The 15,767-nt window shown below is 67.3% G+C and carries 13 protein-coding genes; 8 read left to right on the forward strand and 5 right to left on the reverse strand.

Annotation, left to right across the window (positions count from 1 at the left end; genetic code table 11):
* Window positions 1–41: 41 nt before the first annotated feature.
* The 4 genes from MBENS4_RS02140 to MBENS4_RS02150 form a co-directional block, all read right to left on the reverse strand.
* Window positions 42–1,382: an N-acyl-D-amino-acid deacylase family protein gene (locus MBENS4_RS02140; RefSeq protein WP_340140826.1), complete on the reverse strand. Its 1,341-nt coding sequence runs from the start codon at window positions 1,380–1,382 to the stop codon at window positions 42–44.
* The gene (locus MBENS4_RS27335) at window positions 1,307–1,654 is read right to left on the reverse strand and encodes a hypothetical protein (RefSeq protein ID WP_340140782.1); all 348 of its coding nucleotides are present in this window, start codon (window positions 1,652–1,654) and stop codon (window positions 1,307–1,309) included. Before MBENS4_RS27335 ends, MBENS4_RS02140 begins: the two co-directional genes overlap by 76 nt.
* Complete coding sequence (locus tag MBENS4_RS23805) at window positions 1,651–3,063, reverse strand: serine hydrolase domain-containing protein (RefSeq protein WP_052321944.1); 1,413 nt, start codon at window positions 3,061–3,063, stop codon at window positions 1,651–1,653. Before MBENS4_RS23805 ends, MBENS4_RS27335 begins: the two co-directional genes overlap by 4 nt.
* A gap of 114 nt (window positions 3,064–3,177) precedes the next feature.
* Window positions 3,178–4,092 carry a LysR family transcriptional regulator gene (locus MBENS4_RS02150; protein ID WP_039388422.1) on the reverse strand — a complete coding sequence of 305 codons (915 nt, stop codon included), beginning with the start codon at window positions 4,090–4,092 and terminating at the stop codon, window positions 3,178–3,180.
* A 163-nt stretch (window positions 4,093–4,255) separates the two neighbouring features.
* On the opposite strand from MBENS4_RS02150, the gene MBENS4_RS02155 reads away from it, so the two are divergent.
* The 5 genes from MBENS4_RS02155 to MBENS4_RS02175 all read left to right on the forward strand — a co-directional run bounded on the left by MBENS4_RS02155 (window position 4,256) and on the right by MBENS4_RS02175 (window position 12,498).
* Complete coding sequence (locus MBENS4_RS02155; protein WP_039388424.1) at window positions 4,256–7,255, forward strand: TonB-dependent receptor domain-containing protein; 3,000 nt, start codon at window positions 4,256–4,258, stop codon at window positions 7,253–7,255.
* A 234-nt stretch (window positions 7,256–7,489) separates the two neighbouring features.
* Window positions 7,490–9,172, forward strand: a complete 1,683-nt coding sequence (locus MBENS4_RS02160) for an ABC transporter ATP-binding protein (protein ID WP_039388425.1) — start codon at window positions 7,490–7,492, stop codon at window positions 9,170–9,172.
* Entirely contained in the window at window positions 9,169–10,233 is a 1,065-nt protein-coding gene (locus tag MBENS4_RS02165; RefSeq protein ID WP_039388430.1) for an efflux RND transporter periplasmic adaptor subunit, read from the forward strand. Before MBENS4_RS02160 ends, MBENS4_RS02165 begins: the two co-directional genes overlap by 4 nt.
* A gap of 2 nt (window positions 10,234–10,235) precedes the next feature.
* Window positions 10,236–11,714: a TolC family protein gene (locus MBENS4_RS02170; RefSeq protein WP_039388432.1), complete on the forward strand. Its 1,479-nt coding sequence runs from the start codon at window positions 10,236–10,238 to the stop codon at window positions 11,712–11,714.
* A gap of 106 nt (window positions 11,715–11,820) precedes the next feature.
* The gene (locus MBENS4_RS02175) at window positions 11,821–12,498 is read left to right on the forward strand and encodes a hypothetical protein (protein ID WP_039388433.1); all 678 of its coding nucleotides are present in this window, start codon (window positions 11,821–11,823) and stop codon (window positions 12,496–12,498) included.
* Between the two features lie 11 nt (window positions 12,499–12,509).
* On the opposite strand, the gene MBENS4_RS23810 is transcribed toward MBENS4_RS02175, so the two are convergent.
* Window positions 12,510–13,148 (reverse strand): TetR/AcrR family transcriptional regulator, encoded by a 639-nt coding sequence (locus MBENS4_RS23810; RefSeq protein WP_052321945.1) that lies wholly within the window; start codon window positions 13,146–13,148, stop codon window positions 12,510–12,512.
* A 125-nt stretch (window positions 13,149–13,273) separates the two neighbouring features.
* On the opposite strand from MBENS4_RS23810, the gene MBENS4_RS02185 reads away from it, so the two are divergent.
* Genes MBENS4_RS02185 through MBENS4_RS02195 form a run of 3 tightly spaced genes read left to right on the forward strand, consistent with a single transcriptional unit; the run spans window position 13,274 to window position 15,696 of the window.
* Window positions 13,274–13,681 (forward strand): hypothetical protein, encoded by a 408-nt coding sequence (locus tag MBENS4_RS02185; RefSeq protein WP_039388435.1) that lies wholly within the window; start codon window positions 13,274–13,276, stop codon window positions 13,679–13,681.
* 54 nt (window positions 13,682–13,735) lie between these two features.
* Window positions 13,736–15,295, forward strand: a complete 1,560-nt coding sequence (locus MBENS4_RS02190) for an FAD-binding oxidoreductase (RefSeq protein WP_052321946.1) — start codon at window positions 13,736–13,738, stop codon at window positions 15,293–15,295.
* 5 nt (window positions 15,296–15,300) lie between these two features.
* Window positions 15,301–15,696 carry a c-type cytochrome gene (locus MBENS4_RS02195; RefSeq protein WP_039388442.1) on the forward strand — a complete coding sequence of 132 codons (396 nt, stop codon included), beginning with the start codon at window positions 15,301–15,303 and terminating at the stop codon, window positions 15,694–15,696.
* Window positions 15,697–15,767 lie beyond the last annotated feature (71 nt).

Genomic DNA, 15,767 nt, shown 5'->3' on the forward strand with positions numbered 1-15,767 from the left:
CGTCCTCGTCCTATCGTGTCGACCCCAGCGCGGGGCGTGGCTCAGGCCGGGCAGCTACCCGGTGGCGGCGTGTGGCGAAGGGCCCTGCCCGCCGCGCGTCCTGTAGGCTTTCCGTCGCGGATCGCCTGCTGGCCGTTCACGAAAAGCGCATCGACACCTACCGTCAGTTCGCGCGGCGATACGTACGTCGCGACCGGCCGGTAGCCGTCCGGATCGAAGACCACGACATCGGCCTTGTACCCGGCCTTGAGGTGCCCCCGGTCGGCGAGGCCGAACATGTCGGCGGTGCGGCCGGTGCTTGAATTGATGAACGTGGCGAGGTCGATCACGTGCTCGGCCTTCACGTACTTGGCGTATTTCTGCGGGAAGTTTGCGTACATGCGCGGGTGGCCTTCCGAGCCGTCCGAACTGGTGACGACCCAGGGCTGGCGCATGAAGGCGGCAATGTCACGTTCGGCCATGTTGAAGGAGACAAGCTTGCCCGAGCGGTCCCCGTCACGGATGATGCGGATCGCGGCGTCGAGCGGGTCGATCTCCCAGCGTGCAGCGATCTCATCCAGACGCATCGCGGTCCACTCGTGGCCGGGATGGGTGAGCAGCAGCGCGTGCGGACCACCCCGGCGGCGCATGTTCTCGGTCATCTCCGCCTTGATCCGGTCGCGCGTTGTCGGATCGTCAAGGCGCTTCAGGAGCGCTACGCGCCCGCCGTCCTGCGCCCAGCCCGGCAGGAGCGAAGCCTGAAGGCTCGTGCCCGAAGCCTCCCACGGGTACTGGTCGGCGGTCACGTCCTGCCCCTGCGCGCGCGCCTTCTCGATCTGCGCGATGATCGCGCCGGAAGTCCCGTGAACGTCGACGCCCAGCACCTTGATGTGGGCGAAGTGGACCGGCAGGCCCGCCTCGCGCCCGATGGTGATGGCCTCCTCCACCGACTTTTCGATGCCGATGGTGTAGGTGGCCTCGTCGCGCTGGTGGGTGTCGTAGATCCCCCCGCGCTTTGCCGCCTCGCGGGCCAGCGCGGTCACTTCCCCGGTCTTCGAGAAGCTTTGCGGCGCATAGAACAGCCCCGTCGAAAGGCCGAGCGCCCCCTCGCACATGCCCTTGGCGACGAGCGCCTGCATGTGTTCCAGTTCCTCACCTGTGGGCGCGCGCGCGTCGTTCTCCAGCACCGCGCGGCGCACCGGCCCGAAGCCGACATAGGTCGCGACATTCGTACCGAAGCTGCGCGCCTCGACATCGTCGAGAAAGGCCTTCACCTCGCTCGTCCCGCCCCCGTCGACGCCTGTGAAGATCGTCGTCACGCCCTGCATCAGCCAGGGCAGGTTGAGACGCCCCTCGCCCCCCGCACTCTCCAGGAAACGCTGGGCATGGGTGTGCGGATCAATGAAGCCGGGCGCACGATCTTGCCCGTGGCATCGACCACGCGGGCGCCTTCGGGCACCGCGCGCGCCGGGCCGACATAGACGATGGCATCGCCGCGCAACACGACATCTCCAGTCACAGGCGACATCGAGGCGCCATCGTAGATCGTCCCGCCCCGGATCACGGTCAGGGTGCCATCCGACTCGTGCCCTTCCCCATGAACGGCAAGCGGCGCGAGAACGGCGGCACCTGCCAGCAGGCCGAGCGTGGCTTTACGCAGCGAGAGTGTCTTCATCGCGTCTTCCTTTCATCGCCGCGCAGCAGCACAAGTTCGCCCGAATGTCCCCGGCTGAGGGTCAGGCGCGCCGGGTCCCGGGTCCGCGCAAGCCGCATCGAACCTGCATGGAACGCGCCGTCATCCTGGGATGCAAAATGCAGCACGCGCGGGCTCTCCACCAGCGGTGAGGCGATGGTGACGGCAAGGCCCTTCCCCTCGCGCGCCAGTGTGTAGTCGGCGTTCAGTTCCTGGGAATGATAAGTTCCCGATGCGGGCATCTCGGGCATGCCGGGGCGGCGCACAGCTGCCGCGTCCAGCGCCTTTTCCAGCGTTGCGCTCGCCTTCCAGTCGCCCCGGTTGCACAGGAGCGCAAAGGACTGCCCGCGGTCGGGGAGGCGCATATAGGCGTGCTTGAAAGCCTGCGCCGAGCCGCCATGCGTGACGATCCGCTCGCCGCCCTTGCGCCCGATATGCAGGCCCCCGCCATAGGCCAGCCCCTTGCCATCATCGAGGACCTGGCCATCGGCCAGCCGACCCGGCGTCAGGAGGATTTCGGCGACTTCGGGTGTCCAGACAGAACCGCCATGAGCAACTTCGCGCTCCCACGCGGCCAAGTCGGCCATCGAAAGCATCAGCCCGCCCGAACCCGAAAAGCGCGGAAAGGTATCGCGCGCGACGAAGTGCTCGCCCTCAGGCAGATACCCGTGCGCAAAGGTGCCCGCAACTGGGTTCGCGTTATCGAGAAAGTAGGCGTTGGGCATGCCGGCCGGGCGGAAAATGGCCGCGTTCGCATAATCGGCAAAGGACTGTCCCGAGACGCGCGCGACGATCTCGGCGAGGAGCAGATAGCCCCCGTTCGAATAGCTGTAGGCGCTTCCGGGCGTGAAGGCCGTATCCTGCTGGCGGAAGAGCAGGTCGAGCGCCTGCGCGCGGCTTGCCTTGCCGACGTCCTCCATGCCCGCGAGGCGCAGCAGCGCGAGGAAGTCCCGGATGCCCGAGGTGTGGTGCATCAGCATGCCCACGCTTACCGGACGCGCATAGGCCGGCAGTTCGGGCAGATACCGGCGCACGTCATCCTCCAGCGCCAGCTTGCCCTGCACCACCAGCGTAGCGGCGGCGAGCGCGGTGAACTGCTTACTGAGCGAAGCGCCATAAAAGAGCGTGTCCGCATCGAGCGCGCGGTGCGCGGAAAGATCGGCCTCCCCCTGCGCGACAAGGCGCACCATGCGCCCCTTCTCGAAGGCCCCGAACACGCACCCCGGCTGCGCGCGCCCTTCCGCCTCGGCTCCCCCCGAAAGGACGGCCCGGATCGCGGCCTCCCCCTGCGGCTCGGCCGCCGCGCCATCTGCTCCCAGCAGTGCCAGCGCCCCGCAGGTCACGTAGGCCAGCGCGGCGAAGCGGGAACGGGACGAACGAAAGGAAGTCACATCAACACCTTATTAAAGGCAGGGCAAAGCGCATCTGGCGAGGGCACGGCGATGGTGTGCCGCCTCGATGCGGCCAAGGCAATGTCGGCTTCTTGGCCGGGGCATAACCGATGTCTATAAGGCGCCTCCCGTCGGGGCGGCCTCCATCGCCTCGGCCATGACCGCGCGCATTTCTTCCACGAAGAGCTCGATCAGGGCCAGAGCCGGAGGATCCTCCAGCGTGATCGCGTTGATCGGCGCGCGCACATCGGGGGCCAGCGCATGGAAGGTGAGGTCCGGCGCGCTGAGGGCCGCAGCGGTATAGGCGTCTGTCACCGTCACCCCTTGCCCTTCGCGCACGAGGGCAAGCGCGGTGTAGTAGGTGTGCGAGGTCACGATCTCGTTGGGCACGATCTCCAGCCGGGTCAGCTCGTTGACGAAGAGATCGGCGAGCGGGCCACTGTCGCGAAGGCCAATGAAGTCGCGCCCGTCGAGCACTTCCATTGCCACCGGCGCCGCGTCTCCCGCCAGCTCCCCCTTGGGCGCAACCACGACAAGTGCCGCATTTCCCACGGGAACCTGACGCAAGGGAACCTGCCGCACCACCCGATAGCCGATGGCGACGTCGCACTCGCGCTCGAACAGGCTGCGCTCCACTTCGCGGCTGTGGAGTGTGGTGATCTCGAAGGTCACGTCCGGATTCGTGCGGCGCAGGCGCGCCACCGCGCGCGGTGCGACGACAAGGCCGAGCGAGGGCAGCACCGCAACCCGCAGGTGCCCACCCTTGCGCGCGCCGATGTTGCGCGCCGCACGCGACAGGCGCCCCAGTCGGCTGTAGACCTCGGCCACTTCGGCAAAGAGTTCGTGCGCCGCCTCGGTCGCCACAAGACGCCCCCGGGTCCTCTGGAAGAGCTCATAGCCAAGCTGGTCCTCGGCATGGCGCAGGACCTTGCTCACCGAGGGCTGGGAGACATTGAGCGCGCGCGCTGCCTCGCTGATCGAGCCCTGCTCGTAGACCGCGTGGAAGATCTCGATGTGGCGCAAGCGCATGGCCGCCCTCCTTTTCCTGCCAACCGCGCCCTTATAGACAACGGTTATACCCCAAGGAAAAGCCATCATTGGACCATCCCCGGCGAATCCCGGATCACCGTTGCAGATTTGTGTCAGCGCCCACGGACGGCCTGACCCGAACCAACATCCAGGGGGATAGACCATGCTCTTGTCTGCACGTTCACACCGGCTGCGCGCCAGCCTGCTCATCACCAGTTGCCTGGCCGCACTTCCGCTGGCCGCCCACGCGCAGGACACCGCACCTGCACCGGCCTCGGACGATGCCATCGCCAACGAGATCGTCGTCGTCGGCTCGCAGATCAAGAACCTCAAGACCGCCGGCGAACTGCCGGTCTCGGTGGTCAGCGACGATGACATCAGCGCGATCGCGCCTACCTCGGCGGCCGACCTGCTGCAGGCCCTGCCCGCCAACGGCACGATGAACTTCAACGGCACCGACACGGTCTCGGGCGGCGTCCACTCGGCGCGCGGGGACGTCGCCTCGGTGAACCTGCGCTCGATCGGTTCGGGCAACACGCTGGTCCTCCTGAACGGCCGCCGCCTGGTCCAGCATCCGGGCACACAGACCGAGGATTCGGTGCCGGTCTCGACCGTCAACATGAACACCCTGCCCGTGCGCGGGATCAAGCGCATGGAAGTGCTCCACGACGGCGCCTCGGCGATCTACGGTTCGGACGCCGTGGCGGGCGTCATCAACACGGTCCTCGACGACAGCTTCGAGGGCCTGCGCGTGGGCGGCGAACTGGGCTTTGCCGAAAACACCGACAAGATGAAGTACTCCGCCGACCTCCAGGGTGGCTGGACCTTCAACGAGGGGCGCACCCACCTCTCGCTCGCGCTCAGCTACTACGAGGCCACCAAGGTCTGGGCGAGCGAGCTTGACTATGCGGGCGCCAGCGACCGGCGCGGTTTCGTCGCCCACACGCCCTTTGCCGGCGACCTCAGCTTCGACAACCGTTCCAGCAGCACGCCCTGGGGCCAGTTCACCGCCGCCAACGCCGTGCCCGGCCTTACCAGTTCGGGCGGCGTGTTCCACATCCAGCCCGGCTCCATGGCCGGGTGCAGCGGCGCCCTGTCGGACGGCCTGTGCATCGCCGATGGCAGCCTCCAGCGCGACCTGCGCTACGACATCAACTCCTCGCGCACAATGTCGCCGGGGATCAAGCGCGGCAACGCCTTTGCCTTCATCACCCACGACTTCGGCGACTTCGAGTTCTATTCCGAACTCAGTTACTACCGTGCGCGCACCGATGAGTACCGCGGCGAAAGCTCGATCCTGAGTTCTGCCCGCTTCAACATCTCGCGCGATGCCTACTGGAACCCGCTGGGTGCCGCAGGCAACCCCAACCGCGTGTCGGGTTTCGACATTCCCGAAGAGGGCGTCGACCTCACGCTGACCAACTACCGCGTAGTCGATGCAGGCCTTCGCCACATCCGCGTCGACAACGACAGCTTCCGCCTGCTGGGCGGTTTTCGGGGTGCCTGGGGCAACTGGGACTGGGACACCGCCGGGCTCTATTCCGAGGCCACGACCAAGGACGTGACCTTCGACCGCATCTCCAACACGCTGTTCAGCCAGGCGCTCAACCGCACCGATGCAAGCGGATACAACCCGTTCAACGGCGGCGACCTCGCCAATCCCAACTGGGGCGATACCAGCGTCAATTCGCAGGAAACCATCGACAGCTTCCTCGTCGACGTTTCGCGCTACGCCAAGACCACGCTGGCCCTTGCCGATTTCAAGGTTTCCAACGGCAGCCTGCTCTCGCTTCCGGGCGGCGATGTCGGCATCGCGCTTGGCGTGGAATGGCGCCGCACCAGCTTCAGCGAGGACTACGACGACCGGCTCGATGGCACCACCAACTTCATCGACGCGGTCACCGGCGAGATGATCAACCAGTCGGACATCATGGGCTCGAGCGTGGCGGGCGATGCCAGCGGGTCGCGCAATGTCTACTCCGCCTTTACCGAACTGGCTGTCCCGCTCGTCAGCCGCGACATGGACGTGCCGCTGGTGCGCGCGCTCAACCTCCAGCTCGCGGGCCGCTTCGAGCACTATTCGGACGTGGGCAGCGTGTTCCGTCCCAAGTTCGCGGCATCCTGGTATCCCTTCGACCAGCTGCAGATCCGCGCCTCCTATGCCGAAGGTTTCCGCGCGCCGAACCTTGAACAGCTCAACACCGACGTCACCACCCGCGTCAGCACGGTGATCGACTACTACGCCTGTCAGGCGAGCGTGAACAAGGGCGACATCGCGAGCCTGGGCGCGTGCGCGGGCAACGACCGCGTGGAAGAGCGCCGTTTCGGCAACACGCAGCTCAAGCCGGAGAAGAACGCCAGCTACTCGATCGGCGCGGTCTTCACGCCGACCCCGCGCTGGACCCTGACGGTCGACTACTGGCATATCAAGCAGCGCAACCTCGTCGGCATCTTCGGCGCCGAGAACATCGCCGCGCTCGACTATGTCTCGCGCCTCCAGGGCAATGGCGGCCTTTCCGGCGTCCACCGCGCCGATCCCACCGCCGATGACATCGCCTTCTACCAGGGCAGCGGGCTCGATCCGCTGGGCGAGATGGTCCAGATCGACGACCTCTTCACCAACCTCGACACACGTACCAGTGCGGGCATCGACTTCGGGCTCTACTACCAGCCGCCCGAAACCCCTGTCGGCAGCTTCGACATCAAGTTCAACGCCTCGTACCTCGACAAGGCCTACCAGGGGCTCTCCCCCCAGGCGCAGCAGATCCAGTCGGTGCTGGGGGCCGAAGTCCCGCTCGAGGCCGTGGGCGATCTCATCGAGCGCGACGGGCGCCCCAAGTGGCAGGCTTCGGGCACGCTGACCTGGAAGAAGGACGGCTGGGCCGCAGGTCTGTTCGGGCGCTATGTCGGCTCCTACTACGACACCGGCGTCGTGCAGGACGAGACCAACGCGTACTGGAAGGTCAACGACTGGTTCACCATGAACGCCTACCTCCAGCACACTTTCCAGGAGGGTGCCCTTTCGGGCAGCCGCGTGCGTTTTGGCGTGCGCAACCTGCTCGATTCCAAGCCGCCCTTCCTCGATGCGACCTATGGCTACGATGCGAGCCTGGCGAGCGCGGAAGGCCGCTTCTTCTACACCTCGATCCAGGCGAGCTTCTGAACGCGCACTCCAACCTGAGCCCTTGCGGGCGCAACGTGCGCCCATCCAGGTAACGACAGCCTTCCGGAAAGTGTACCTTTCCGGAAGGCTGTCTGCATCCCCAGCGGCCCTGCGCCCACTGCCGGATCCTTGCCAAACGTAATGTTCTTTTGCTGCCCCTCTTTCCCGGTTGGATTCATCACAGGCCGGGGATAGACTCCGCGCCACATGCGGACCCTCGAAGAGGATTGAATTTTGGTAGCTGAGCGTTTGGGGTTCCGGCAGGCCGCGGTGTGGCTTTCGGAGATTGTCGGCCCGGATTCGGGCTATGTGAATGTCGGGATTGTATACACCGTTGCGATCAGCCTGCTTTCGCTGGCGACACCGATCTCGGTCCAGCTTCTCATCAACAGCGTGGCGCGCACGGCGCTTGTCGCGCCCTTGTGGATCCTCTCGGGCGTACTTTTCGCGCTGCTGCTGATCGTGGCAGGGCTCAGCGCCTTGCGCATCTACCTGCTCGCCATCTTCGAGCGGCGCATCTTTGCCCGCATCGTCGCCGAGATCACAGTGCGCGCGGTCCATGCGCAGAACCCGTTCTTTGCCGATGAGAACCGCGGCCACCTGTTCAACCGCTATTTCGACCTTGCCATCGTGCAGAAGTCGGTGCCCAGTCTGGTGATCGGCGCCTTCACCATCGTCCTGCAGGGCGCGGTGGGGCTGATGGTGACGAGCTTCTACCACCCCTTCTTCCTCGCCTTCAACCTGGTCCTGGTGCTGGCCTGCGGGGGCATCTGGCTGCTCTGGCGGCGCGGCGCGATCACGGGCGCGGTCGGCGTCAGCCACGCCAAGCACAACGCCGCGCACTGGTTGGAGACGGTCGGCGCCTCGAACGGCTTCTACAAGTCCGCACGCCACCTCAACTTCGCCATGGACCGCTCCGAGGCGGTCACCGCGGACTACATCCGCGCGCACAAGAAGTACTTCCGCTACAGCTTTGCACAGACCCTCGGCTTCTTCCTCGTCTACGCCTTTGCAGGCGCGGCGCTGCTGGCGATGGGCGGCAACCTGATCCTCGCCGGACAGCTTTCGATCGGCCAGCTGGTCGCGGCCGAGCTGATCCTCTCGGGCGTCTTCTACGGCATCTACCAGCTGGGCTGGTACCTCGACACCTTCTACGATCTGGTGGCGAGTTCGGAGGAACTCTCGCTGATCTTCGCCATCCCCCAGGAGCGCATCGACCGCACCGGAACCGCGCCGAGCGATGGCGCGGTCCAGATGCGCAACGTGGAGATCCAGGGCACCAAGCTCGACTTCGCGCTGGAGGCCGGCGCGCAGGTCGTCGCCGTCGCCGCGCCCGATGTCGAGAACCACATCGCCATGCTGCTGAAGCGCCACGCCCACCCTTCACGCGGCCTCATTTCCATCGGCGGTAGCGAGATGGGCGCTTTCGACATGTACCTGCTGCGCTCGGCGGTCACCGTGCTCAACCGCTCCAGCATCGTCGAGGTCACCATCCGCGAGTACCTTGCCCTGGCACAGCCCCAGGGGATCGACGGTGCGGCCATGATGCGCGTCCTTGAAACCGTGGGGCTCAGCACCCGCATCTCGAGCCTGCCCAAGGGCCTCGACACCCAGCTTGCCGGTTCGGGCTCGCCGCTCACCACGGTCGAGGTCATGCAGCTCAAGCTTGCCAACGCGCTGCTCAGCGCGCCGCGCGTGCTGCTGCTCTCCCAGCTCTACGACATGATGCCTACCGAACGGCTCAAGGCCTCGCTGGAAGCGCTGCGCAAGGAAGAGACCACCGTGCTCTTCTTCACCGGCCGCCCCGAGGCAATCACGCCGGATGCCTACTTCTGGATGGGCGCGAACGAGCAGAGGCGCTTCAGCACGCGCGAAGGGCTCACCCATCACGTCGCCGTGCAGGAGGTCCGCTCGTGACTCTCGACAAGGCGCAGATCGCGCACTTTCCCTCGCTGACGAGCCTCAAGCCCCCGCGCGTGGTCAAGGTGGTCGCCTGGCTCATCGCCATGGGCCTTGTCCTGTCCATCGCCATCCTCTTCGTGCCCTGGCAGCAAACCGCGCAAGGCCCCGGACAAGTCACCGCGCTCGACCCTGACGACCGTCCGCGCCAGGTTTCCTCGCTCGTCAGCGGCCGGGTCGACAAGTTCTTCGTCCATGACGGCGATTATGTCGAAGCGGGCGACCCGGTCGTGCGCGTGGTCGATGTCGACCCCGACTACCTGACCCGTCTCTCGGCGGAAAAGGCGCAGGTCGAGGCGCAGATCCAGGCCATCGAACAGTCGCGCGCGGTCGCCTCGATCGACGTGCGCCGCACCCGCCAGCTTTACGAGGAAGGGCTGGCTGCACGGCGTGATTTCGAGCAGACCCAGATCAAGGTCGCCGATGCCGAAGCCAAGCTCGCCGAGGCGCGTGCCAAGCTCAAGCAGATCGAAGTCCAGCTCAACCGTCAGTCCGCGCAGGTCGTGCCCGCGCCGCGCAGCGGCCGCATCCAGCAGTTGAACGGCGAGGCGCTGGGCGCACTGATCTCCTCGGGCACGACCCTTGCCTCCATCGCGCCCGAACAGATCGAACGCGCGGTCGAACTCTATGTCGATGGCCGCGATATCCCGATGGTCGAGCCGGGCCGCCGTGTCCGCCTCGAATTCGAGGGCTTCCCGGTGATCCAGTTCAGCGGCTGGCCGTGGTTTGCGCTGGGCATCTACGACGGTCAGGTCCGCTCGGTCGATCCCACCCCGCGCGGTGACGGCCTCTTCCGCGTGCTGGTCGAGCCTCTGCCCGACGCCCCGGCCTGGCCCGACCGGCGCTTCGTGCGCCAGGGCAGCAAAGTGCTGGGCTGGGTCCAGGGCGACCGCGTGACGGTGGGCTACGAACTGTGGCGCCAGGTCAACGACTTCCCGCTCAACTTCGGGCAGGAAAAGGAGGCCGTGCCCTATGCAGCGGCGCCCAAGGCCTCCGCCGAGAGCAGCGACAAGAAGTGATCATGCGCCCCGGACTTGCGCTGGCCGCGCTCCTCACCACCGCCCTTGCCATCCCCGTGCCTGCCTCGGCCCAGAACGGAAGCCCGGGAACAGACGTGCAGGCCACCGCGCCTGTGGCCACGCCCGTGCTCACTCTGAACGAGGTGCTGCGCGCCTCGGCCCGCTCGGCCCCGCAGATCATCGCCGCGCTCAACCGCACCCGGCAGGCCGAGGCCCGCGCGCTCTCGGCCGAGGGCGCCTTCGATCTCGTCTTCTCCGTCGATGGGCGCAGCCGCGTGGAAGGCTATTACGATGGCACCTCGATCACGGGTGAGGCCAAGCAGCCGCTGCTGGACAACGGCGGCTACGTCTACGGCTCCTACCGCAATTCGCGCGGCGAGTTTCCGATCTACGAGGACAAGTCCTACACTAACCGCGCGGGCGAACTGAAGGTCGGGGCGCTCTACTCGCTGCTGCGCGACCGCCTGATCGATTCGCGCCGCTCCAAGACGCGGCTGGCCGACAACGACATCGACATCGCCCGCTTCGAAGCCGAGGCCACCGCCATCGGCGTGCAGAGCCGTGCCGTCTCGGCCTACCAGAAGTGGGTCGCCGCCGGGCTCAAGCTGCGCGCCTATGAGGCCCTCCTCGACCTAGCCCAGACCCGTAGCCGCGCGATCACGCGCCAGGTCGAACTGGGTGCGCGGCCTGAAATCCTGCTGACCGAGAACGAACAGAACCTCGTCAAGCGCCGCGCACTGGTGGTGCAGGCCGAGCGGGACTTCCGGGGCGCGGCCAACCAGCTCTCGCTCTACTACCGCGACCTCAACGGCAATCCTGTCGTGGTGCCCGAGGAACGCCTGCCCGGGCAGGACCATGCCTTCGATTCGATGACGGTGAGCACCGACTTCGCATTGGAAGAGCGGCCCGACGTGCAGATCCTGATGGAGGAGATCGACAAGGCCAGCACCCAGCTCGCGCTGGCCGAGAACAACCTGCGCCCGCGCCTCGATCTCAAGGGCGAAGTCGCCAAGGACATCGGCTCGGAAGGTCTGGGCGGCTACAGCCGTACGCCCACCGAGGTGATCGTGGGCGTGCACTTTTCGGTCCCGCTCCAGAACCGCGCGGCCAAGGGCAAGCTCGCTGAAACCAACGCCAAGATTGACGAGCTCAGCATCAAGCAGCGCTACCTGCGCGAGCAGATTCAGGCTGAAGTCGCCGGCATTTCCATTGCCGTCGACACCGCGCTGCAGCTGATCGACACCTCCTCGGTCGAGCGCGATCTGGCCCGCAAGCTGGCCTCGGCCGAGCGGCGCCGCTTCGAACTGGGATCGAGCGACTTCTTCCTCGTCAACCAGCGCGAGGAGACCGCGACCGACGCCGAGGTCAAGCTGATCGAGGCGCGCGCCCGCATCGCCGCGGCCTACGCCGAGCTCGCGGCCGCGACCGCCGACCGCAAGGCGCTGGGGCTGGCGGGCATGGGCCCTTCCCCGATCCCCTGAGCCCTGCGGTCAGGTTCCGCTCCATGAACTCTTTGCGCACCGCGCTGGCGCGAGCCCGGACGTGCGTCCACACCGCCCGTCACCGCAGCGCGAAGGGAGACAGCACGTGGGCACGTTCATCAAGGGCCGGATCGATTACCTGAGAGGCGAGGAGCAGACTGGCCGCGAATGGTTCGAGATGATCGACCATGGTGAAAACGCGGGCCGGACCTTGCGCGCCTTTTGCGAGATGGACGACGTTGGCCTCTCGCGCGACGTCTCGATGCTGCTCGATGCAAACGGGCGCCCGCGCGATGCCTTCTGCCGCGTCGTCAAGCACGGCGCGCGCACGGGCACGACCCTTTTCCTGTGCGAGGACGGCCAGCTTGAATGCGAGGGCGAGATCACCGCGACGGGCCGCGTGTCGCAGCGCGTTCCGGTCGATGGGCAACTTGGCTATCTCGGCCTGCATCCGCTCGTGGGCGATGCCCTCGTGGCGCTGTCGCGCGGGACCGACGAGAAGGGCACCTTCCGCACCGTCCACGGCCTTGCCAACTCGGTCGCGCCCGCAGGCGATGAAGGGCTCTACGCGATGCCCACCGCGATCGATGTCGCCTACCTTGGGGAAGAGAGCGTCACCGTTCCGGCCGGCACCTTCGCCGCGCGCCGCTACGCCCTGCGCTGGCATCCTGAGTGGGACCCCGCCCAGCTCTGGGTCCATGGCCCCGACGCCCTCTTCCTGCGCCTGACCTGGGACCAGATCGGCGCGGCCTACGAACTCGTCGAGCTGCACGAGGGCCGCTGAGACCTGACAGCCTAATCGATGACCCGCAGCGCCTGCTGCGCAAAGCCCCGGAAGCGCGCCAGCCGCTCGTCCAGACCGTCGCGGCCATAAGCGCCCTGGATCTCGCGCGCCTCCACCCGCGAGGCGCGCGGCGGCACGTCGAGCGCGGCCGCCGTCACGAACCGGACCCGCCAGGCAAGGGCCGCCTCGTCCACGCCGCCGAGTGCGGCTTGCAAGGCCGCGCTGACCCGCTGCACGCCTTCAGCGAAAAGCGCCCAGACCTCGCTTCCCAGATCGCCACCTGCGCGCGAGAAGATCTCGTCCAGAACCACGATCGCCCGCTGCCCCGGCACATGCGCCGCCGGCGCCCAGAGCGGGACCACCAGCGCGTCCACCGCGCCCTCGAAGTCCGCGCCCTGCAATGCCTCCAGAAGCTCCCCGCGGCGGCCTGCGATCCGGGCCGCGTTGAGGTGTGCAAGGCGCGCCAGCAGGCCATCGACATTGCCGAAATGGTAGCGGATGAGCGCCGAGTTCACCCCCGCCCGCGCCGCGATATGGCGCACGCTCAAGGCATGGACGCCTTCCTCGATCACGATCTGCTCGGCCGCATGGAGAAGCTTGGCAGGGGTCGCGCCGGAAGCGGGCGTGGAGGGTTCGCTGGCTTGGGACATGGCCTCTCCTAGCAAGGGTGTGCCGCCGAAAGAAGCGGCGGCTTGACGCCTGCCTACAGCCCATTTACACATATGTGTAATTCGTGACCCACGCAAGAAGGCAGGGGCGCTATGGGAGAGAGGCGATGATGGACCGCCGTGATGTGATCAAGCTGGGCGCGGGCGCCTCGCTCACGCTGGGCCTGCCCGTCCGGGCACTGGCCGCCGATACCCGCCCGGTCGACCTCTGGGTTGCCGACAGCCGCTACCCGCTCGCGGGCGCGCCAATGGCCCCTGCCTTGCGCGCCTTCTCCATCGATGGCGACGTGACGGACCTGTGGCGCGACCTCGTCGATCCGCTCTGGCGCCAGCCGGGCACCGGCCTTGCCGGACTGACCGGACGCGATGCCCTTTTCGTCCTGGAGCAATTGGCCTGGAGCCGGGGCCGCCGCGTGGTCGAGCGCGCCAGCTACGCCCCACAAACCGACCGCCTGCCCCAACTCGTGCGCTGGCGCATCGCCCCCCACCATCCCAGTTCAAAGGCCCATCTATGAGCGTTCTGCCCCCCCGATCTCGACGCTGCCCGCTTTGCCGAGGCCCTCGCCGAGATGCGCCAGGCCGTGGGCGCGGACTGGGTGTTCGCCTCGGACGAGGACCTGGGGCCCTACCGCGACAGCTTCTCGCCGGTCTGGGACACGCAGCACGAGCGCCTCGCCTCGGCCGCCGTCGCGCCCGCCGACGTCGCGCAGGTCTCGTCCATCGTGCGCATCGCGGGGCGCTTGGGCATCCCCCTCTTCCCCATCTCGACGGGCAAGAACTTCGGCTACGGCGGCCCCTCCCCCAATGTCCACGGCAGCGTGATCGTGGACCTCAAGCGCATGGACAAGGTGCTCGAAGTCGACGAGGCGCGCGCCTTTGCGCTGGTCGAGCCGGGCGTCTCCTACTTCGACCTCTACCGCGCCATCGAGGAGCGCGGCCTCAGGCTCATGATCGACTGCCCCGATCCGGGCTGGGGCTCGCCCATCGGCAACAGCCTGGAACGCGGCATCGGCTACACCATGGGCGCTTTTCGCGACCACTTCGGGGCCAGCTGCGGCATGGAAGTCGTGCTGCCCGATGGCGAAGTCATGCGCACTGGCATGGGCGCACTGCCCGGCGCGAAGACCTGGCAGGAGTACCGCTACGGCTTCGGGCCGGACCCGGCGGGCCTCTTCGCGCAAGGCAACTTCGGCATCGTCACCAAGATGGGCTTTCGCCTCTACCCCCGGCCCGATCACTACCGCACCGCGCTCGTCACCGTGCCGCGCCGCCGCGACTTCGTGAAACTGGTCGAACAGTGCAACATCCTCAGCGATGCGATGCTGTGCGGCGAGCCGGTCTACGCCAGCCCGCTGATGGCGCTGATGGGTAATCCCGCCTTCGCCGCCCTCGCCACGAAGAAGGGCGGCGCCTCGGACGCCGCGCTCGATGCCGCCGCCAGCGAGGCTGGCCTCCCTTCCTGGCAGGTCGATCTCCAGTTCTTCGGCCCCGAGGCCACGACGCGCGCCAACTTCGAGCACGCGCGCGAGCGCATCCTGTCCGCCATTCCCACCGCGACCGTGATCGCGGGCGAAGACTTCCCGCTTCCTGCGACCAGGGAGCAACTGGCCAACGTCGCCCAACCCTACCGCAGTTCGATCCGCCGCCACGGCGCGCTCGGCGTGCCCTCGCTCGGCATCTGGAAGATCGTGCGCGAGGATGGGCACCTCGGCTTCTTCCCGATGCTCGCGCGCGCGGGCGAAGAGGTCTTTCGCATGCAGCGGGTGATGGGCGATGCCCTGCACGAATTCGACCAATTGCCCCGCTACTTCAACGCGGCGAGCGCCCCGCTCCACTGGCATCCTCATGCCTTCCAGATGGTCTTTGCTCCGCCCGTCAGGCGCGCCGACCCCGCCTTCAACGCGATGGTCGACACGGCCATGCGCCGGGCTGTCGAGGTCGCCGCCGAGCATGGCTGGGGCGATTACCGCGCCGCGCCAATCTACCAGGACGCCGTGTCCGACACCTATTCCTTCAACAACCACGCGCTGCGTCGCTTCCACGAGACACTCAAGGACGCGATCGATCCGGCCGGCATCATCGCACCGGGACGCGGCGGCATCTGGCCCCAGCGCTTTCGCAAAAGGTGAACGCGATGCCCACGATCCCCCACCTCCTCCTCGCCGCCACCGGGCTGGCGCTCACCACGCTGGCAAGCGGCCAGACCGCGCAGGGCTCGCCGCCTGCCCCGGACGAAGCCGCGCGCGGCAAAGCTGTCTTCACGCGCCACTGCGCGGCCTGCCATGGCCGCGGCCCCGGCGATGATGGCTCTCCCCACCTCCCGGGTACCGCGGCCCTTGCCGCGCGCTATCAGGGCAGCCTGCCCGGTGCCCTGGAAGCGCGCGCAGACCTCGATACCGAGACGATCCTCTACTTCGTGCGCCATGGCTCGGGCCCGATGCCCATGTTCCGCAAGACCGAGGTAAGCGACGCCGATGTCGGCGCCATCGCCGCCTACCTGGCAACGAGCGCCACATCGCGACAGAAGTAGCGGCCCCTTCCACGCCCCCTTTTTCGCTCCGATCCCGAAAGAGCGACAGAACCTTTCCCCCTCCCCCTCAA

The organism is Novosphingobium sp. MBES04 (assembly GCF_000813185.1).
Classification (GTDB): domain Bacteria; phylum Pseudomonadota; class Alphaproteobacteria; order Sphingomonadales; family Sphingomonadaceae; genus Novosphingobium; species Novosphingobium decolorationis.

What these genes read in the sequence shown, in the direction of transcription:
- MBENS4_RS27335 (WP_340140782.1), bottom strand. Translation starts at nt 1,654, where the DNA reads ATGAAGACACTCTCGCTGCGTAAAGCCACGCTCGGCCTGCTGGCAGGT.
- MBENS4_RS02150 (WP_039388422.1), bottom strand. Translation starts at nt 4,092, where the DNA reads ATGCGCTTGCGCCACATCGAGATCTTCCACGCGGTCTACGAGCAGGGC.
- MBENS4_RS02155 (WP_039388424.1), top strand. Translation starts at nt 4,256, where the DNA reads ATGCTCTTGTCTGCACGTTCACACCGGCTGCGCGCCAGCCTGCTCATC.
- MBENS4_RS02170 (WP_039388432.1), top strand. Translation starts at nt 10,236, where the DNA reads ATGCGCCCCGGACTTGCGCTGGCCGCGCTCCTCACCACCGCCCTTGCC.
- MBENS4_RS23810 (WP_052321945.1), bottom strand. Translation starts at nt 13,148, where the DNA reads ATGTCCCAAGCCAGCGAACCCTCCACGCCCGCTTCCGGCGCGACCCCT.
- MBENS4_RS02185 (WP_039388435.1), top strand. Translation starts at nt 13,274, where the DNA reads ATGATGGACCGCCGTGATGTGATCAAGCTGGGCGCGGGCGCCTCGCTC.
- MBENS4_RS02190 (WP_052321946.1), top strand. Translation starts at nt 13,736, where the DNA reads ATGCGCCAGGCCGTGGGCGCGGACTGGGTGTTCGCCTCGGACGAGGAC.
- MBENS4_RS02195 (WP_039388442.1), top strand. Translation starts at nt 15,301, where the DNA reads ATGCCCACGATCCCCCACCTCCTCCTCGCCGCCACCGGGCTGGCGCTC.